This is a genomic window from Caulobacter sp. GW821-FHT12A07, from assembly GCF_058807655.1.
Window position 1 is genome coordinate 139,256 of the sequence record NZ_JBXAQX010000003.1, and the last position, 19,756, is coordinate 159,011.

The 19,756-nt window shown below is 67.7% G+C and carries 8 protein-coding genes and 1 pseudogene; 6 read left to right on the forward strand and 3 right to left on the reverse strand.

Annotated elements, in window-relative coordinates; all coding sequences use genetic code 11:
* Positions 1–32: 32 nt before the first annotated feature.
* From AC1RRS_RS07250 to AC1RRS_RS07270, 5 genes are all read left to right on the forward strand, one after another.
* Positions 33–1,445 carry an AcvB/VirJ family lysyl-phosphatidylglycerol hydrolase gene (locus tag AC1RRS_RS07250; RefSeq protein WP_492854554.1) on the forward strand — a complete coding sequence of 471 codons (1,413 nt, stop codon included), beginning with the start codon at positions 33–35 and terminating at the stop codon, positions 1,443–1,445.
* Positions 1,446–1,801: 356 nt separating this feature from the next.
* Entirely contained in the window at positions 1,802–2,782 is a 981-nt protein-coding gene (locus AC1RRS_RS07255) for a sugar ABC transporter substrate-binding protein (RefSeq protein ID WP_492854555.1), read from the forward strand.
* Between the two features lie 6 nt (positions 2,783–2,788).
* Positions 2,789–4,333, forward strand: coding sequence for a sugar ABC transporter ATP-binding protein (locus tag AC1RRS_RS07260; protein WP_492854556.1), 1,545 nt, complete (start codon positions 2,789–2,791; stop codon positions 4,331–4,333).
* Positions 4,330–5,349 (forward strand): ABC transporter permease, encoded by a 1,020-nt coding sequence (locus AC1RRS_RS07265; RefSeq protein ID WP_492854557.1) that lies wholly within the window; start codon positions 4,330–4,332, stop codon positions 5,347–5,349. The genes AC1RRS_RS07260 and AC1RRS_RS07265 overlap by 4 nt, the downstream gene beginning before the upstream one ends.
* 22 nt (positions 5,350–5,371) lie before the next feature.
* Positions 5,372–7,675: a GH92 family glycosyl hydrolase gene (locus AC1RRS_RS07270; protein ID WP_492854558.1), complete on the forward strand. Its 2,304-nt coding sequence runs from the start codon at positions 5,372–5,374 to the stop codon at positions 7,673–7,675.
* A gap of 143 nt (positions 7,676–7,818) precedes the next feature.
* Here the strand turns inward: AC1RRS_RS07270 and AC1RRS_RS07275 are convergent.
* From AC1RRS_RS07275 to AC1RRS_RS07285, 3 genes and pseudogenes are all read right to left on the reverse strand, one after another.
* A pseudogene (locus AC1RRS_RS07275) lies at positions 7,819–10,245 on the reverse strand (glycosyl hydrolase 115 family protein); the annotation flags it as partial.
* A 161-nt stretch (positions 10,246–10,406) separates the two neighbouring features.
* Positions 10,407–12,977 (reverse strand): GH92 family glycosyl hydrolase, encoded by a 2,571-nt coding sequence (locus AC1RRS_RS07280; protein WP_492854559.1) that lies wholly within the window; start codon positions 12,975–12,977, stop codon positions 10,407–10,409.
* Positions 12,978–13,094: 117 nt separating this feature from the next.
* The gene (locus AC1RRS_RS07285) at positions 13,095–16,127 is read right to left on the reverse strand and encodes a TonB-dependent receptor (RefSeq protein WP_492854932.1); all 3,033 of its coding nucleotides are present in this window, start codon (positions 16,125–16,127) and stop codon (positions 13,095–13,097) included.
* A gap of 386 nt (positions 16,128–16,513) precedes the next feature.
* On the opposite strand from AC1RRS_RS07285, the gene AC1RRS_RS07290 reads away from it, so the two are divergent.
* The gene (locus AC1RRS_RS07290; protein ID WP_492854560.1) at positions 16,514–19,741 is read left to right on the forward strand and encodes a glycoside hydrolase family 2 TIM barrel-domain containing protein; all 3,228 of its coding nucleotides are present in this window, start codon (positions 16,514–16,516) and stop codon (positions 19,739–19,741) included.
* Positions 19,742–19,756 lie beyond the last annotated feature (15 nt).

Consider the following 19,756-nt stretch of genomic DNA (forward strand, 5'->3'; position numbering starts at 1 on the left):
CACCCTCGCAGTCACGTCGAGGGAGCCTCCCCATGTCCATCCGCAAGATCCTGCTAGGCGCCGGCGCCGCCCTGGCCCTGGGCGCCGGCGGTTTCGTCGCCCTGCACGGCCGCCTCGCCGCCACCGCCGACGCGGGGACGGTCGCCGCGCCCCCGTCCCCGCCCGTCCCGATGGGTCCGCTGACCGAGACGCCCTTCCACTTCGGCTCGTTCGGCGCGGTGACGATCTATCGGCGGGCCGCCGAGCCCGGCCGGTTCGTGGTGCTGATCTCCGACAAGGCCGGATGGACGCCCGAGCTCACCGACCTGGCCCGTCGTCTGACGATGCAGGACGCCACCGTGGTCGGCGTCGACCTGCGCCATTTCCTGCCTGCCGCCGAGCAAGCGGCCGGAGGCCACGGGCTCTATCCGGCCGGCGACTTCTCCGAACTGGCGCAGGCCGCGCAGAAAACCCTGAAGTTCTCGGGCTATCACCGGCCGATCCTGATCGGACGGGGAGCCGGCGCGGCGCTGGCCTATGGGACGCTGGCTCAGTCGCCCGTCGGCATCTTCCAGGGCGGCGCGGGCCTCGACTTCCGCGCCGATCTCGCGACCACCCGCCCCCTGATCGCCGGCGACGGCGGCCTGGTCCACACGGCGGCGACGCAAGGCGGTTTCGCCTATGCGCCGAACCCGAAGCTCAGCACGCCGTTCGTCATCGTCGGCCAGGACGCAGCGCCAGCCCGCGCCTTCGCCGCCACACTGCCGCAAGGCCGTGTCGAGCCGGACCTGCCCCAGGCCCTGGCCGCGATCGCTCCCGTCGCCGTCGCAGCGCCACAAGCCTCCGCCGCCCGACTGGCCGGCCTGCCGCTTGTCGAGGTGCCGACGGCCTCGAACGGCGACACGCTGGCGGTGTTCTATTCCGGCGACGGCGGCTGGGCGGGCATCGACCGGGGCCTGGCCGAAGGCTTCGTGAAGGCGGGCGTGCCCGTGGTCGGCTACGACTCCCTACGCTACTTCTGGAGCCGGCGCACGCCGCAGGCCGCGGCCGACGACCTGGCCGCCGTGATCCGCCACTACCAGGCCGCCTGGGGCAAGAAACAGGTGATCCTGGCGGGTTATTCCTTCGGCGCCGACGCCCTGCCGATCATCGTCCAGCACCTGCCGGCCGACCTGCGCGGCCAGGTCCGCATCGTCGCCCTGCTCGGAACCGATTCCACGGGCGAGCTGGAGTTCCACCCCGGCGACTGGCTCGATGTCGGCGCCAAGGACAGCTATCCGATCGCGCCGGTCCTGGCCTCGCTGAAGGATCTGAAGATCGTCTGCGTCTATGGCTCCGAGGAGCACGGCGACGCCTGCCCGACCTTCCCCGCCCAGGTGCGCAAGATCGGCCTGCCCGGCGACCACCACTTCAACGGCGACTATGACGCCGTGGGTCGCGCCCTCAGCCAGGCGGCCGGCCTCTAGGCGACTTTGGTCAGGACGAAAAAGGAACGGCGTCTCAGAGGGAAGAGACGCCGTTCAGTTGTTCCCAGATCGTCATGAACCGGCCGATCTCGGCCGTTCCATTTCACGCCAGATCAGGCATGCTCGCCCGCGCGCCTGGCGTTGCGGAATCTTCGGTGCGACGTCGGCCAGCCTCCGGACTCGGTGGCGCGGCCTACCTCGACGACAGCGGTCACCCACTACACCGCCGCGCACGAAAATGAAACACACTTTCCCAGATGACCTTGACATGGAATATGCCTTCCACTTTTGTGTCAGCCAACGAAAGCGATGCTCAGCATCCGATAATCAAGTCCATTAGCGAGTAGAGAAACGCCATGATCCGCCCCCAGACGACGCGTCGGCGCCTCCTTGGTCTGGCAGCCGGACTCGGGCTGACGGCGGCGGCCGGCGGATTGCTGGGGGCCTGCTCGCGCGGCGGCCAGGACGCCGAGGTGGTGGTCAGCTTCAACGACCTTTCCCAGCCCTTCTTCGTGGCCATGCGCCGCGAACTGGAAGACGAGGCGACCAAGCTGGGCGTGAAGGTCCAGGTGATGGACGCCCAGAACAATTCCTCCAAGCAGATCGCCGACCTCGAGGCCGCCGCCGTGCAGGGCGCCAAGGTGGTGATCGTCGCTCCGACCGACTCCAAGGCGCTGGCGACCGCCGCCGACGAACTGGCCAAGCAGGGCGTGGCGGTGATCTCGGTCGATCGCAACATCGCCGGCGCGACGCCGCCCGTGCCCCATGTGGGCGCCGACAACGTGGCCGGCGGCCGCGCCATGGCCGACTGGGTGGTCAAGACCTATCCGGCCGGCGCGCGTGTGGTGGTGATCACCAACGACCCCGGCAGCTCCAGCTCGATCGAACGGGTCAAGGGCGTGCACGAGGGCCTGGCGGCCGGCGGCGCGGCGTTCAAGATCGTCACCGAGCAGACCGCCAACTCCAAGCGCGACCAGGCCCTGACCGTCACCCAGAACGTGCTGACCTCGATGCACGACAGCCCGCCCGACGTGATCCTGTGCCTGAACGACGACATGGCCATGGGCGCGCTGGAGGCCGTGCGCGCCGCGGGCTTCGGCCCGGCCAAGATCAAGGTGCTGGGCTTCGACGCCATCCCCGAGGCCCTGGCCCGCATCAAGACCGGCGAGATGGTCGCCTCGGTCGAGCAGAACCCCGGCCAGCAGATCCGCACCGCCCTTCGCCAGGCCGTCGACAAGATCAAGACCGGCGCCGCGCCCAAATCGGTCAGCCTGACCCCGGTGCTGATCACCAGCGCCAACCTGACCGAGGCCTCGCGCATCTCCGAGGTCAAGTAGGTCGCCATGACCCTCCTGGACGTCAGCAAGGTCAGCAAGCGCTTCCCCGGCGTGCTGGCCCTCGACCATGTGCGGCTGACCGTCGGAAACGGCGAGGTCCATGCCCTGCTGGGCGAGAACGGCGCGGGCAAGTCGACCCTGATCAAGATCCTGTCGGCCGCCCACGCCGCCGACGAGGGGACCGTGACCTTCGACGGCCATGCGCTGGACCCGCGCGATGCGCCCCTGCGTCGCCAGCAACTGGGCATCGCCACGATCTATCAGGAGTTCAACCTCTTTCCCGAGCTCAGCGTCGCCGAGAATATGTATCTCGGCCGCGAGCCCAAGCGGCTGGGACTCATCGACTGGGGCAAGTTACGCGCCGACGCCCGCAACCTGTTGGACAAACTGGGCCTGCCGCTCGATCCGAACGAGGTCGTCCGTCACCTGACGGTGGCCGAGCAACAGATGGTCGAGATCGCCAAGGCGATGACCCTGAACGCCCGGCTGATCATCATGGACGAGCCGACGGCGGCGCTCAGCAGCCGCGAGGTCGATCGCCTGCACGCCATCATCGCCGGCCTGAAGGCCCGCGGCGTCAGCGTGATCTACGTCTCGCACCGCCTGGCCGAGGTGAAGGCCATGTGCGACCGCTACACCGTCATGCGCGACGGCCGCTGGGTGGCCAGCGGCGATGTGGCCGACGTCGAGGTGGCCGACATGGTCCGGCTGATGGTCGGCCGCAATGTCGAGTTCACCCGCCGCGTCCGGCAAGGCCCGCCCGGGCCGGTGGTGCTGAAGGTGGAGGGCGTCAGCCCCCGCCGTCCTCGCCTCTCCGCGCCGAACTATCTCAAGGACATCCGCCTGGAGGTGCGCGCCGGCGAGATCGTCGGCCTGGCCGGCCTGGTCGGCGCGGGCCGCACGGACCTGGCCCGCCTGATCTTCGGCGCCGACGCCATTGCTTCGGGTTCGATCAAGCTGGACGACAAGCCGCTGAAGCTGAAGTCGCCGCGCGACGCCATCAAGGCCGGCGTCATGCTGGTGCCCGAGGACCGCAAGCAGCAGGGCTGCTTCCTCGACCATTCGATCCGACACAATCTCAGCCTGCCCAGTCTGGGCGGTCTCAGCCGCATGGGCCAATGGATCGACGAGAGCGCCGAACGCGACCTCGTCGAAACCTACCGCCAGAAGCTGCGGATCAAGATGGCCGACCAGGAGACCGCGATCGGCAAGCTGTCGGGCGGCAACCAGCAGAAGGTGCTGCTGGGCCGCTCCATGGCCCTGGCCCCGCGGGTGCTGATCGTCGACGAGCCCACCCGCGGCATCGACATCGGCGCCAAGGCCGAGGTGCACCAGGTGCTGTGCGATCTGGCCGCCCAGGGCGTGGCGATCGTCGTCATCTCCACGGAACTGGCCGAGGTCATGGCCGTCAGCGACCGCATCGTCGTCTTCCGCGAAGGCGCGGTCGTCGCCGATCTCGAGGCCGAAACGGCCACCGAAGAGGGCCTGATGGCCTACATGGCGACCGGCGCCCGTCCGGTCTCGTCAGGAATGGAACACCGCCCGCAATGACCGCCTCCCCCACCCTCTCCCCGGACCCGGCCGCCGAGCGCGCCGCGCCGCCGCCCGGCCGCCGCTTCGACCTGCTGGCCTTCGCGCGCAAGCACCGGACGATCCTGTTCCTGCTGCTGCTGATCGCCGTGTTCGGAACCGTCAACGAGCGCTTCCTGACGCTGCGCAACGCGCTGAACATCCTCAGCGAAGTGTCGATCTACGGGATCATCGCGGTCGGCATGACCTATGTGATCCTGATCGGCGGCATCGACGTGGCGGTGGGCTCGCTGCTGGCCTGCGCCTCGCTCGCAGCGGCCTATGTGGTCACCAACCTGATCGGCGGCTCGCCTGCCGCCTGGTTCGTCGCCCTGGCGATCTCCAGCGCCGTCGGCCTGATCGCCGGCTATGTCCACGGCAAGGTGGTGACCAAGCTGCACGTGCCGGCCTTCATCGTCACCCTGGGCGGCATGACCGTCTGGCGCGGGGCGACGCTGCTGCTCAACGACGGCGGCCCGATCTCGGGCTTCGACGCGGCCTATCGCTGGTGGGGCACGGGCCAGATCCTGTTCGTGCCGGTGCCGATCGTGGTCTTCGCCCTGGTGGCGGCCGTCGGCCACGTGGTGCTGCGCTACACCCGCTACGGCCGCCAGGTCTATGCGGTGGGCGGCAACGCCGAGGCCGCGCGGCTGTCGGGGGTCAACGTCGATTTCGTCGTCACCAGCGTCTACGCCGTGATCGGCGCCCTGGCCGGCCTGTCGGGTTTCCTGCTGTCGGCGCGCCTGGGCTCGGCCGAGGCCGTGGCCGGCACCGGCTACGAGCTGAGGGTCATCGCCTCGGTGGTGATCGGCGGCGCCAGCCTGTCGGGCGGCTCGGGCAATGTCGGCGGGACCATCCTGGGCGCCTTGCTGATAGGCGTCCTGTCCAACGGCCTGGTCATCATGCACGTCACCTCGTACTTCCAGCAGGTGGTGATCGGCTTGATCATTGTCGCCGCCGTCGCCTTCGACCACTACGCCCGCACCCACAAGGCCTGACTCGACTCGGCCGGTATCCAGGATGGCGACGATGCGTTCCTTTCGAGCCCTTCTGCTCGGCGCGGTCATGATCTCGACCCCGCTGGCGGCCCTCGCGCAGGCAGGGCCGCCTGATCTTACAAGCAAGGTCGATCCCTTCGTCGGGGTCGACGGCGGCGGGGTGACCGGCGGCAACACCGTGCCGGGCGCCGGCGTGCCGTTCGGCTTCGTGTCGCTGAGCCCCGACACCACCAACGCCGACACCAACGGCTACGACTCCAAGAGCCCGATCATCGGCTTCAGCTACACCCATGTCAGCGGCACGGGCGGCTCGGGCAAGTACGGCAACTTCCGGGTCACGCCGACCGTCGGCCCGCTGAAGCTGAACCACCTGCATTTCGGCAAGACCGACGAACGGGCCTCGCCCGGTTACTACGCCGTGGGCCTGGGCAACAGCGAGGCCGAGCGCATCAAGGTGGAACTGACCGCCTCGCGGCGGGTCGGCTTCCAGCGCCTAACCTATCCGGCCAATGCGCAGAGCCAGCTGATCTTCGACGTCAGTTCGGTGGTCGCCATGCGCGGGCGCGGCCAGCGGGTGCGGCTGGCCAAGGTGGAGCTGATCGACGACCACACCCTGGCCGGCGAGGTCACGGTCGAGGGCGGCTGGAATCCGGCGCCCTACACCCTCTATTTCCACGCCGTGGTCGATCGCCCGGCCAAGGCCTTCGGCTCGTGGACGGCCGGCCAAGGCTGGTTCGAGGCCAAGCCCGGCAAGGGCCGCGCCGAAGGCGGCTCGCAGGTGAAGAGCGCGGCCAACCGCCAAGGCCTGATGATCGAGTACGACACCGAGCGCGAGTTCTCCAACCGTCTGGGCGCCTGGCTGACCTTCGACACCACCACCGACCGCCAGGTGCAGATGAAGCTGGCCGTGTCGTTCGTCAGCGCCGACCAGGCCCGCGCCAACCTGGCCGAGGAAATGCCCGGCTGGGACTTCGACGGCTATCACGAGGCGGCCAAGGCCCAGTGGGCCCAGGCCCTGGCCAAGATCCAGGTGCAGGGCGGCAGCGACGAGCAGCAGCGGATCTTCTATTCCGCGCTCTACCGCTCGCACACCATGCCGCACGACCTGTCGGGCGAGAACGTCTGGTGGAAGTCCGACGAGCCCCACTACGAGGACTTCTACACCCTGTGGGACACCTTCCGGACGCTGCATCCGCTGATGACGGTGATCCAGCCGCAGCGCCAGCGCGACATGCTCCGTTCCCTGATCGACACCTACAAGCACACCGGCTGGATGCCGGACTCGCGCATCGCCGGCGCCAACGGCATGACCCAGGGCGGCTCGAACGGCGACATCCTGGTGGCCGACGCCGTGGTCAAGAAGCTGGGTGGTTTCGACCTGCCCCTGGCCTACGAGGCGCTGCGCAAGAACGGCGAGGTCGACAGCGACCAGCCCTTCCTGCAGGGCCGGGTGCTGAAGGACTACCTGAAGCTCGGCTACGTGCCCTTCACGCAGACCCGCTCGGCCTCGCGCACCCTGGAATACGCCTATGACGACTACGCCATCGGCGTGGTGGCCAAGGCCCTGGGCAAGACCGAGGACGCCAAGCGCTACATCGCGCGCTCGGGCAACTGGAAGAACATCTGGGACGATACGCTGGGCTGCGTGCGGCCGCGCTATCCCAACGGCGAGTGGGTCGAGAACTACAGCTGCACCTACGAGTATCCCGACCGTTCGGGACCGTGGTGGGACGCGGTGTTCTACGAGGGCAACGCCCTGCAGTACTCGACCTACGTCCCACAGGACGTGGCCGGGCTGATGGCCAAGACGGGCGGCGCCAAGGGGTTCGTGACCTGGCTCGACCACCTGTTCGACGGCCACTATTCGCAGGGCAACGAGCCCGACATCCTGGCGCCGTACCTCTACATCCACGCTGGGCGGCCCGACCGCACGGCCGAGATCGCCCGCCAGCTGATGGCCAAGCACTATCGGGCGACCCGCACCGGCCTGCCGGGCAATGACGACGCCGGGGCGATGTCGAGCTGGTACGTCTGGAACGCCGTCGGCCTCTACCCGAACGCGGGCCAGCCCTACTACTACATCGCCTCGCCGGTGTTCACGCGCAGCGCCATCGCGCTGGAAGGCGGCAAGACCTTCGTCGTCTCGGCTCCGGCGGCGTCGGAAGCCAACCGCTACGTGACGGCGGCCAAGCTGAACGGCAAGCCGATCGACCGCGCCTGGATCACCCACGACGAACTGGCCAAGGGCGGGGTGCTGGAGCTGACCATGGGGCCCGCGCCGTCGACCTGGGCGACGACCTTCACGGCGCCGCCGAACGGGCTTTAACAGAACTGTCTAAACTCCCTCCCCCTTGATGGGGGAGGGTTGGGGTGGGGGTGATGCGGCGCTGGACGCCGCGCGGTCGCCAACTCAGCAGACACCCCCATCCCCGGCCCTTCCCCCATCAAGGGGGAAGGGAGAAGTCACCCTCAATGGTTCTCGTGCGTCGCCACCTGCTCGGGAACAACCAGACGCACCCGGTCCAGGCCCACGCGGCCCACGCGCGCCGTCACCACCACCGTATGCCGTCCGGGCGACAGCGACGGCCCGACGACGGGCTTCAGCAGGTTGTCGAGCACGCCCTCGGCCCAGGCCGGCGAGCCGACCTTGCGCGGCAGGGTCACGCGCTCGGGCGGACCGCCGTCGATGCTGACGTCGAAGGCGATGTCCTGGGCCTGGCCGTCGGGGAAGATCGGCAGGACGCCCAACTGCACGCGGCGGCCGTCGGCGGTCGCCACATCGACCGCCAGCGTCAGGGTCGCGCCGGGCGCATCGGCCAGCATGACGCCGCGCCCGCGGCCAACGCCCTCGACCAGACGCCAGCCGGTGTTGGCGGCGAAGGCCTCGGCCTCGACGATCGGCGAATTGGCCGGCGCATTGCCATCGACCACGGCCAGGAACGCCGCCGGATTGGAGACCAGGCCAAGGCTAGGCGTCGGGATCGGACGGGCGCGGTAGATCCGCCACTGACTGTCGGCGGGCTCCTCCGGCATCAGCCAGCGCCACTTGCCGCCGGCGACTTGGTTGTTGAACCGGTCGGTCAGGGCCGTGATCTCGGCCTGGGCCTCGACGGCCGCGCCGCCGGCCGAGCGGGCCATGGCCTGCTGCTTGTCGACCAGTTCATTGTAACGCTCGGCCGCGAAGAACCGCATGTTGGCGGCGGCCGAGACGCGGATCGGGAATTCGACCAGCTCGAACCAGGCGTCAGCCAGCTCCGGCGGCACATCGGCGCTCGCCGCCTTGGTGTCGGCCGTCAGCTTGCGGAAGGCCCGCAGGCGGTCATTGACCTCGTCGGGGGTGTAGCTCGACAGGTGCCGGTTCTCGGCCTGGGGCTGCCATTCCAGGTGCTCGGGTCGGCGCTCGAAGTTCAGGCGGTAATAGGCGTCGAGCAGGTCGGCCGCCTTGCCGCCTAGCTGGGGGCCGAAGGCACGGCCGGTCCAGTCGGCCAGGAACTGGCGCTGGGTCTTGCCCCGCCAGCGGTCGATGTCCCAGGCCATCTCCAGGAAGTGGCTGGCGCCGATCTCGGCCGGCTTGATGTCGCCGACATTGGCGATCCAGACGCTGCGCGCGCCCTTGTCCCAGGCGTGGATCATCTCCTCCTGGACCAGGGCCGGCGGCGTCGTGCCCAGCCACAGATAGGCCAGCGGATAACCCAGATAGGACAGGTGGTAGTAGACCCCCGCCCCGCCCTTGCGGCCGGCTTCCTCGGCGCTGGGGAACTGGCGGATGTAGCCGAAATTGTCGTCGGGCCAGACGATGGTGACGTCGTCGGGGACCTTCACCCCGGCGCGGTAGATCTCCAGCACCTCCTTGTAGGGCACGAAGATCTGCGGAACCTTGGAAACGTCGCCCGAGACGTTCTTGGCCAGGACCTCGCGCTGGTCGGCGATGATCCTGTCCAGCAGCGCGACCTTCTCCTCCATGGTCTTGGGGCCGACCATGCCGGTATCGTGGATGCCGCGCATGCCCAGCGTCCAGAGGCTCTCATAGGGGCCGTTGGCCTTGGCGCGCTCTTCCCAATAGGCCTTCACGCCTTCGGGATTGGTCGCGTAGTTGAACTTGGCCGGGTCGTCCTTCCACTCACCGACATTGTTGCGCAGCATGGCCTCGGCGTGGGACGAGCCCATGACGATGCCGTACTCCTCGGCCAACTTGGCGTTTTCCGGATCGGAATTGAACGGCGCGGTCGTGTGGTGCATGGCCGGCCACAGGGTGTTGGCCTTCAGGCGCAGCAGCAGGGTGAAGATCCGGCGATAGGTCTTGGGCCCGATGTCGCCGCGCTCGGGATCGAAGGTCTTCACCGCCCACGGATAGAGGCCCCAGTCCTCGTCGTTGACGAAGACGCCGCGGTAGCGGACCGACGGCGGGCCGAAGCGATGGACGCCGGCGGCGACGAACAGCTTGTCGCGATGCTTGGGCGTGACGTCCGCCCACCAGGCCCAGGGCGACACGCCCATGGCCTGGGCCACCTCGTAGACGCCGAAGGCCGTGCCGCGCCGGTCGCTGCCGACCACCACCAGGGCCTTGTCGACGCCGGGCGCCGGGCGGTCGACCGAGGCGACGACGAAGCTCTCCCAAGCGCCGGAGAGCCGCGAGACGTCGATCTTCCTGGCCGCGACCAGGGCGTCGATGATTTTGCTGTGGCCCAAAGTGCCGACCAGGATGGCCGTCTTGCCCGAAGGAGCGCTCGACACGGCCGCCTGCTGGCCGGTGACGGTGTTGAGGTCCTCGGCTAGGTCGTCGGCGGCGTGGCGCACGACGGCGGCGTCGGCGGGATCGACCACGATGGTCGGCGCCCTGCCCGTCTCGACCAGCACGAAGCCGCCGCGCGAGAGGCTGTCGGTGAAGATAGCGCCAGCCTCGCCGCGTCTCTGGGCTTGGGCGGCCTGGACGGCGCCGAGGCACAGCACGAGCGCCAGGGCGCCGCGCCAGATCGACTTCGACATCTTCATAGGCCCAGGCCTCCCTACGCGTGGCGGGTCTTGTACTGGATAGGACGGCGACGACGCGCCAAACCTCAACGGCAGGCTGTCCCGGCGATCAACTCGACCTCGGAAACCTCGACCGCCTTGCCGGCGGTCAGCTCCAGGCGATAGCGGGCATAGGCCTTGCCGGACTTCAGGTCGAAGCTGCGGGTGGCGTGGCGATGCTCGAAGCGCTCGCCGCGCCGCTCGTCCAGCTTGACCCAGCGCTTGCCGTCGAAGCCGCTGAACCGCCAGGCGGTCGGATCGGCCTCCTTGGCGCCGACGCTGACGGTATAGGCCTTCAGGCAGGTCGTCGCCGAACGGGTGAACGTCGCCGACTGGCCGGCCGAGGCGGCCCAGACGGTCGAGGTCTTGCCGTCGGCCAGGGCCGAAACGCTGGCCTCGCTGCTCAGCACCGCGCCGTCATAGGCCCACTGGCCGGGCTTGTCGGTCATGGTGAAGCTCAGCACGCCGCCGGCCAGCACCTGCGCCTGGGTGATGAAGGGGCCCGGCAGCGGCTTTCCGTTCAGGCTGGCCGCGGCGATGTAGGGACGATCCGCCCCGGCGCCCTCCGCCACGACCTCCAGCGACCGCCCGCCCTCCAGGTGCAGCACGCTGCGCGGATGGCGCGGGCCGTGCAGGTAGAAGAGGTCGCTGCCCAGCTTGGGGAACAGGCCCAGGCGGTTGAAGACGTAGTTGGAGCTCATCGCCCCAGCGTCCTCGTCGCCCGGATAGGCGGTGGCGGTGAAGTGCTTGAACACCTCGCCCGACCAGTAGGACGACAGGTCCGACCGGCCCAGGGCATGGAACAGCCAGGGGGTGGCGAAGGACGGCTCGTTGGTGATGTCGATCAGGCCCGCGTCCAGGGCGTGGTTCAGGCGCTCGTTGAAGCGCACCCGGCCGCCCATGGCCTCGATCAGGCCCGGCAGGTCATGCAGCACGCCGTAGGAATAGATCCAGGCCGTGCCCTCGTAGTAGCCGACATTGTTGTGGACCTTGCCGTCCCAGCCGAGCTTGGGATCGATGTCCTGGAACTTGCCGTCCGGATAGCGCGGCATCAGGAAGCCCGCGAAGCCGTCGCTCGTGGTCTCCGGGTTCCAGATCTTGCGCCAGTTGGCCGAGCGCTTCAGCAAAGCGCCGGCCTCGTCCGCATGGCCGGCCTTGGCCGCGACCTGGGCGGCGAAATAGTCGTTGAGCGCGAAGCCCAGCGTCGAGGAGCCCGACTTGGCGCGCTGGTTGTTCGGCTCGGGGCTGCGGTCGCCGACGCCGAAATAGCCGCTCTCCAGATAGCGCGGGCGACGGCGCTCGAAGGCGTTGAAGTGGGTCAGCCGCCAGGCTTCGTTCCAGTTGACGCCCGCCGCGCCACGCAGGGCCGCTTCGCCCAGCACGTTGTCGACTTCGTCGCCCCCCTGCCCCACATGATAGTTCTGGCCGCCGATGATCGCGGTGTCGGCGGCGCCGAACTTGTCGAAGGTGTGGATCAGCGAATTGATATTGGCCACGTAGTCGCTGGGGCGCAGCACCGACATCAGCGGAAACAGCGTCCGGTAGGTGTCCCACAGGGTGTAGTGATCGTCCCAGTTGGGGCGCCCAAGCTCCTTGGCCGGCTGGTCCAGGCTGCGGTCCCGGGGATGGGTCGAGGCGTGGTACAAGGCCGTGTAGAACCGTCGGGTCTGCGCCGCGTCCAGGCCCGAGACCTCGATCTCGCCCAGCCGATCGTTCCAGGCCGCCTGGGCCTGCTGGCGGACGCGGTCGTAGTTCCAATCTGGGATCTCGCGGTCCAGCAGGGCCTCGGCCGTCTCAGCGCTGGTGAAGGACACCGCGATCTTGACCAGCAGCGGCTTGCCGGCCGTGGTCTTGAAGGTCTGCCAGGCGCCCAGGCGCTCGTCCGGACCGGTCTTGCCTTCGGTCGTGCCGGCGCGCCGATCGGCCTTGTCGAACACGCCCCAGGCGACCGGCTTCTGGTCGAACTTGGCGACGAACCAGATGTCGATCAGGGCCGGGTTCCAGTAGCCCTTGGCCTTTACGTGACCGACGATCTTGCCCTCGGCCGGATAGAGCTTCACGTCGGCCTGGTCCGAGGCGACGAGGCCGCCGACCTTGCGGGTGACGTCGAACACCAGCTGGGCGTGATCGGTGTCGGGATAGGTCAGGCGATAGATCGCCGCGTAGTGGGCCGGCGTCGCTTCGACCTTGGTGTCGTAGCGGGTCAGCCGCACCGAATAGGTGTCGGCGGCGAGCATCTCGTCGGCCTTGGGCGACAGGTGGGCCGTCTCGTCGAACTGGGCCTCGCCCACCTGGGGCGACAGCAGGAACGTGCCGTAGGTGGTGACCCCGCCGGAGCCCTGCGAATGCAGCTGCGCGAAGCCGCTGATCGGCTCGGCGGCGTTGTAGCCGGCGTTGCTGGGATTGGGCGTCTCGGGCGAGGGATGGATCGAGCCGTTGGGCAGGGTCGGCCCGGGAATGGTGTCGCCTTCGTTGTCGTTGCCGAGGCCGACCTCGAGGGCGGGAAGCTTGTAGAGGGACTGGGCGGGGGCGGCCTGGGCGATCGGGCCCGCCGCCAGCGCGGTCGTGGCCAAGAGGGTCGCCAGCAGGGTGGAAAGTCCAGCGCGTAGTCCCGGCATCGAAATCCTTCCGGTCTCAGGCTTTCCGCGAGTCGCCCGAAAGGCGCCGCGGAAGAGAAAATATAGCCGGTCCACGGAGGGACCGGCTATCGAGTGCATCACTGGGGGAAGTGAACTTTAGAACGTGGCGCGCGCCGTCAGGGTGAAGGTGCGGCCGTCGTAGTCGACCCAACGCGAGACTTGGTAGTCGTTCTCGTATTCGAAGCGGACAGCGTCGGTCAGGTTGTAGGCGTCCAGCGAGACGGTGAGCTGGTCGTTGACGTTGTAGGACGCCGACATGTCGAGCTGGCCGCGCGGTTTGACCGAGCGCGAGCCGCCGCTGTAGGTGCCGTTGGCGTTCAGGTCGTAGGCCGAGCGGTAGTTGTAGACCATGCGCACGCCAAACTTCGGCGTCTCATAGTAGCCGATGACGTTGACGTTATGCTTGGAGATGCCCGGGAACGGCGCGATCGAAGGGCTCTTCGACGTCGTGTAGGCGTAGTTGAAGCTGCCGCCGAAGTTCTTCCAGAAGCCCGGCAGGAAATCGAGGTTCTGCTGGATGTTGAACTCGACGCCCTCGACGGTGGTCGGCTTGTCGAGGTTGTAGGCGCCGCTGGCGTTGACGTGCACCTGCTTGGTGGTGCTGCTGAGCGCCGTGGCCGTGCAGTAGGTGCCGTCCCACGACAGGGCGCCGAAGCCCCAGGTCGAGCCGTCGGCCGGGCACAGCAGCGCCGGATCCGAGGTCGAGGCGATGCGGCCGGTGATGTTCTTGCGGAAATAGGCCAGCGAAACCAGGCCGTTGGGGCGGTTGTACCACTCCAGCGACAGGTCGAAGGACTCGGCCAGATAGGGCTTCAGCTTGTTGTTACCGATCTGCACCGAGACGTCGTAGACGTTGACGCTGCCCGAGGTCAGGCTGGTGTTGAGGATCTGGGTCGGGCTGACCTTGGTCGACGGCGAATACTGGCGCGGGTGCGGGCGCACATAGGTCTTGTAGTAGGCGCCGCGCAGGATCAGGTCGTCGGTGACGTCGGCCACGAAGATCGCCGAGGGCAGGAAGTAGTCGTACTTGTTGACGTACTTCTCGGTCTTGAAGGCCGTGGCCGAGCCGATCGAGTCGGTCGGCGCGGTCGTGCGATCCAGGGTCGTGATGGTGTTCTTGGTGTCTTCGTAGCGGCCACCGAAGTTGCCGCGCAGGCCATGACCGAAGATCTCGGTATCGTACTTCGCCTGGATGTAGAACTGATTGATATCGTTCTCGTTGGTGAAGTTCTTGTCGTAGTAGCTGCTGTCGGAGTACTGGATGTTGAAGCCCTGGGTCGACAGGCCGCCGCTCTGATAGGCGGTGACCGGGCGGACGGCGTTCAGGAACTCGCGGATGTTCAGCACCTGCCAGTTACGATTGTAGCTGCCGCCCTTGCCGCCCATGAAGTCGTCGACGAAGGGCGACGTGATCATCATGCTCGAGGTGATGTTCTGCAGCTGCGCGCCGTAGGCGTAGACGCGGTAGCCGGTCGACACATACTTCTCGCGCTCGAGGCGCACACCGGCCTGGATGCTCTTGATCGGGCCCAGCTCCGTGAAGCGCTCGACGTCGAACGCCGCGCTGTTCAGCTCGTTCTCGGCGAAGCTCTCGGTGCCCTGGATCTGGATCTGGTTGGTCGAGTTGGCCTTGGCGCCGTTGTTGTAGAACGACGTCGGGTCGGATGTTCCGCCCCAGGTCCAGGTCTGACCGGTCGTGATCGAGTTCTGCGGGTTGGGCGAGGTGGTGTAGATGAAGTTGCCGATGTCATCGAGGCCGGTGGTCAGCGACCCAGTGACGCCGTTGCCGCCCGCGCGAGTGTAGTTGGCGACGTCGACCTCGGTCTCGACCGAGGCGTTGTAGCCCGACGACAGGGTCAGGGCGGCGGCGACGCGCCAGTCCTCGTTCTTCCAGTCGAAGGTGCCCAGCAGGCCGTCCGACTTCTGGCGCTGTGAATACAGACGGGTCGAGGACAGCGCGTTCATGTTGGCGAACGTGTAGCTCTGGTACAGGTAGCGGCCGTCGTTGGTCTTCACCGGCGTGCCCGTCGGCGTGATCACCGTACCCGCGCCGGCCGTGGACGACGGCAGGACGGTGTTGATCAGGAAGTACTGGACGGTATCCGGCAGGTTGCGATCGGTCTTGAAGCCGATCAGGCCGATCTTGGTGTCGTCATTGGGCCGCCACTCGACGCCGGCCGTACCCGACCAGACCTCGCCCACGTTCATGCGGGTGTACTGACGGATCTGGGTGTTGGCCCAGACGCCGTTGCTGCTGGTCGAGCCGGTGTTGCTGTTGATGTAGGCCGAGGCCGCCGATTGCGACAGACCAAGCGCCTGGGCCAGCGAGCGGCAGTAGGACGTCGCGCTGGTCGCGCAGGCCGTGGGCGAATAGTACTGGCCATAGGTGGCGTTGAACTGGCTGGCCGTCAGGCCCGTCATCGCCGACGTCAGATAGTCGTAACTGTTGAGACGGATCGTATCGCGGCGGAAGTTCTCTTTCTTGTAGGCCAGGGTGCCGAACACCGCGAGATCGTCGGTGAGGTGCTTGTTGTAGCCGATGGTCGCGGCCGGCGCGCCCAGGCTGCCCAGGGTGTTGTACTCGTAGGACGCCTTCATGAAGCCGCCGTCCTTGCGCGACAGCGCCGGCGCGATCTGCAGATCGACATTGCCCGAGAGGCCGCCCGAGACGGTGTTGGCCATCGGCGACTTCTGGATCACGAAGGCCGAGAAGATGTCGGAGTTGAACGCGCCCAGCGGCGAGCCCTGGTTGTCGCGCAGCAGCGCGGGGCCGGCGAACGACTGGCCGTTCAGCGTGTTGCGGGCGTATTCGCCGGGCATGCCGCGCAGGTTGATGGTGGCGTCGCGGCCCTCGGCCTCGCGGTTGATCTGGACGCCCGGGATACGCTGCAGGGCCTCGCCGACGTTCAGGTCGGGGAAGCGGCCCAGGCCGTCGGACGAGATGCCGTCGGTGATTTCAACGGCGTTCTTCTTGGTGCGAACGGCGTCGGCGTAGCTTTTCTTGAAACCCGTGACGACGACGGTGTCGACCGTGTCGTTCTGGGTTGCGGCCGCTTCCTGAGCCAGGGCGATGGCCGGCAGGCCGCCCATGACGGTGGCGGACAGAAGCGCGACCTTCAGGACGCGCATCGAGCTGATCTTGGACTTCAATTTCGTTCCCTCCTCGTTATGGCCCGCCGTCTTGCGTGACAGCTTTTCAGCCAACCCCTCTCGCGGTACCGGTCCCAGCAATCTTGCGATTGGCCAGGGCAATGTGGAGATGGAACCCACACGGCGCCGCGCCCGTAAACCAACGACGATCAGTTTGATATCGCTGGCTTTTTTCGTATTGTTAAATTGATTTGTATATTATTTTCCCAAGACAATCTAGAAAATATTTTTCGGAATTGCAAATTGGTCAGGCCAAAATAGATAGGTCGCAACCAGCGGTGACAGCGCCTCACCTGAGCGTTGAGCGCAGCCGGACTGGAAAAGCGACGCGGGCTGAACGAGGCTCGGGTCAGGGAGTGAGTGTAATGAAGGCAAGCATGATGGCGGGCGCGGCCTGGCTGGCGATCGGCCTCGCCGCCCAGGCGGAGGAAGCGCCCCGAGTCGATCCGGTGCAGGTGGACGCGGCCCGCCCTGACTGGGAGAACCCTGCGGTCAACGCCCGCGGCAAGATGCCGGCCAGCGCCAGCCACTTCCACTTCGAGAGCCGCGCCGCCGCCCTGGCCGGCGACATGACCAGGTCGGCCCGCTACCTCAGCCTCGACGGCCAGTGGGCCTTCCAGTTCAGCCCGTCATCGGACGACGTGCCCAACGGCTTCGAAAAGTCGGACTACGACGCCTCGGCCTGGAAGAGCATCAAGGTGCCGGCCATGTGGCAGGCGCAGGGCTACGACCAGGCCCGCTACAACAACATCACCTACCCGTTCCCCGCCAACCGCCCGCTGATCCCGCACGCGACCAACCCGGTCGGTTCCTACCGCCGCACCTTCGAGGTTCCGGCCGGCTGGAGCGGCCAGGACGTCATCCTGCACATCGGCGCGGCCGGCGCGGCCTACCGCGTCTGGGTCAACGGAGCGGAGGTCGGCTACTACGAAGACTCCAAGCTGCCGGCCGAGTTCAACGTGACGAAGTGGGTGAAGCCGGGGACCAACCTCGTCGCCATCCAGGTGCACCGCTGGGCCGACGGCTCCTACCTCGAGGACCAGGACTTCTGGCGGGTCTCGGGCATCGAGCGCTCGGTCTATCTGAAGGCCGTACCGCAAACCCGCACCAGCGACGTCTTCGTCCACGCCGGCCTCGACAAGGCCTACCGCGACGGCGTGCTCTCGACGGAGCTCTCCCTGACCGCCCGCAAGGCCCCGCTGACCGCGCGGATGACCCTGCTCGACGGCGACCGCGAGGTGCTGAAGGCCGAAACCAAGGTCGCCGCCGGCGCCGCCCGCACCGTCTCGCTGAACGCCACGGTCCCAGGCGTGCGCCAATGGACCGCCGAAACGCCCAACCTCTACACCCTGCTGGTCGAGCTGTTCGACGGCCAAGGCAACGTCGTCCAGGCCACGCCGCAGCGCATCGGCTTCCGCACCGTCGAGATCAAGGACGGCAAGGTGGCGGTCAACGGCCGACCGATCGTCATCCGCGGCGTCAATCGCCACGAGCACGATCCGGAGACCTTCCACGTCATCTCCGAGGAGAGCATGCGCCGCGACATCGAGTTGATGAAGCGCGCCAACATCAACGCCGTGCGTACGGCCCACTATCCCAACGCCGAACTCTGGTACGCCCTCGCCGACGAGTACGGCCTCTATGTCATGGACGAGGCCAATATCGAGAGCCACGCCTATATGGGCTGGGGCAACGCCGATCCGGACCAGCGGGCCAAGCGCCAGATCGGCTTCGATCCGGCCTGGGAAAGCGCCCATGTCGACCGGGTGATCAACATGGTCGAGCGCGACAAGAACCACCCCTCGGTGATCTTCTGGTCGCTCGGGAACGAGGCCGGCATCGGCCAGAACTTCGAGAAGGCCGCCGCGGCCGCCCGCAAGCGCGATCCAAGCCGCCTGATCTCCTATCTCGGCTGGGGCGCCCGCCCCTGGGAGCACGTGCCCAACACCTATGTCGACATCTACGCCCCGATGTACGACGACGTGACCAAGATGGTGGACTGGGCGACCGACCCCACCCGCACCCAGCCGATGATCCAGTGCGAATACGCCCACATGCAGGGCAATTCGGGCGGCAATCTGAAGGACTACTGGGACACCATCTACAAGTACGACAAGCTGCAGGGCGGCTTCATCTGGGACTGGGTCGACCAGTCGATGTACCGCTACACCAAGGACGGTCGCCGCTATTGGGGCGACGGCGGCGAGTACGGGCCCAATCCCGGCGGCGAGATCGAATTCGGCGACGGCGTGATCCAGCCCGACCGCACGCCCAATCCCCAGTTCTACGAAGTCCGCAAGGTGCTCTCGCCGATCCAGTTCGGCGGTTTCGATCCGGCCACGGGCAAGGTGACGGTGACCAACCGCCACGACTTCCGCGACCTGTCGGGCTTCGACTTCGACTGGGTGCTGGAGGGCGACGGCGTCGAGGTCGCCTCGGGCGCCCTGCCGGCTCTGTCGACCAAGGCTCGGGGCGTCGAGACCCTCACCCTGCCGCTGCCGGCGATCGCAACCAAGCCTAGCGTCGAATACCTCGTCACCGTCCGCGCCAAGGCCAAGGCAGGCGCCGTGCCGATGACCCCGGCTGGCTTCGTGGTCGGCTGGGAGCAGTTCGCCGTTTCCGTCTCGGCCAAACCCGCCGCCGCCCGGCCGGGCGCGGTGGCGCTCGCGGACAGCAAGGACGCCGTCACCCTTTCGGCGGCCGGCGCCACGCTGAAGATCGATCGCACGACCGGCCTGCTCGCCGCCTACAGCAAGGGCGGCGTTGTCCTGGCCAAGGGCGGCCAGCCGAACTTCTTCCGGGCCGAGACCGACAACGACGCCGGCACCGGCCTGTCGGCCCAGCAACGCCCCTGGCAGGTGATGACCCAGCAGCGCCAGCTGCGCTCGGTGACCGCGCGCGCCACGGCCGACGGCAGCGAAGTGGTCGTGACCTATGGACTGGGCGCCGGCGCGGCGAAGTTCGTCACCACCTACGCCATGGCCGGCGACGGCACGGTGGCCGTGACCGGCGACCTGACGCCGCTGAAGGACGACCTGCCGCCGCCGGTGCGCGTGGGCCTGTGGTTCACGGTCCCTTCAAGCCTCAAGACCGTCGAATGGTACGGCCGCGGCCCGCACGAAACCTATGTCGACCGCTACACCTCGGCCCCGATCGGCCTGTGGCGGGGCGCGGTGGCGGACCAGAACCACGACTACATGCGGCCCCAGGACACCGGCAACAAGATCGACGTGCGCTGGCTGGAGCTGTCGGGGAACGGCGTCCCTGAAGGTAAAATTTGGGGCCTGCGGGTCGCCGGCGACAAGCCGCTGATGACCACCGCCCTCGCCTTCCCCTACGAGGACCTCTACCGTCGCCCGCCGGGGACTTGGAAGTCCACCGACATCGTCCCCCATGGCGACGGGACCCTGCTGGTCGACGCCGCCCAGTGGGGGATCGGCGGCGACACCACCTGGAACGGCTTTGGCCTGCCGCACATGAAGTACCGCACGCGGCTGGAGCCTACGCGCGTCAGTTTCCGCCTCGAGCCGTTCAGCGGCGACGGAACGACACCCGACAAGGCCCATCCCGCCGAAGCCACGCCGCCGCAATAGCCGTCCGCATGACCA

Bases quoted from the DNA above. Each gene is read 5' to 3' on its own strand.
- AC1RRS_RS07250 (WP_492854554.1), top strand. From the start codon at position 33: ATGTCCATCCGCAAGATCCTGCTAGGCGCCGGCGCCGCCCTGGCCCTG.
- AC1RRS_RS07255 (WP_492854555.1), top strand. From the start codon at position 1,802: ATGATCCGCCCCCAGACGACGCGTCGGCGCCTCCTTGGTCTGGCAGCC.
- AC1RRS_RS07260 (WP_492854556.1), top strand. From the start codon at position 2,789: ATGACCCTCCTGGACGTCAGCAAGGTCAGCAAGCGCTTCCCCGGCGTG.
- AC1RRS_RS07265 (WP_492854557.1), top strand. From the start codon at position 4,330: ATGACCGCCTCCCCCACCCTCTCCCCGGACCCGGCCGCCGAGCGCGCC.
- AC1RRS_RS07270 (WP_492854558.1), top strand. From the start codon at position 5,372: ATGGCGACGATGCGTTCCTTTCGAGCCCTTCTGCTCGGCGCGGTCATG.
- AC1RRS_RS07280 (WP_492854559.1), bottom strand. From the start codon at position 12,977: ATGCCGGGACTACGCGCTGGACTTTCCACCCTGCTGGCGACCCTCTTG.
- AC1RRS_RS07285 (WP_492854932.1), bottom strand. From the start codon at position 16,127: ATGCGCGTCCTGAAGGTCGCGCTTCTGTCCGCCACCGTCATGGGCGGC.
- AC1RRS_RS07290 (WP_492854560.1), top strand. From the start codon at position 16,514: ATGAAGGCAAGCATGATGGCGGGCGCGGCCTGGCTGGCGATCGGCCTC.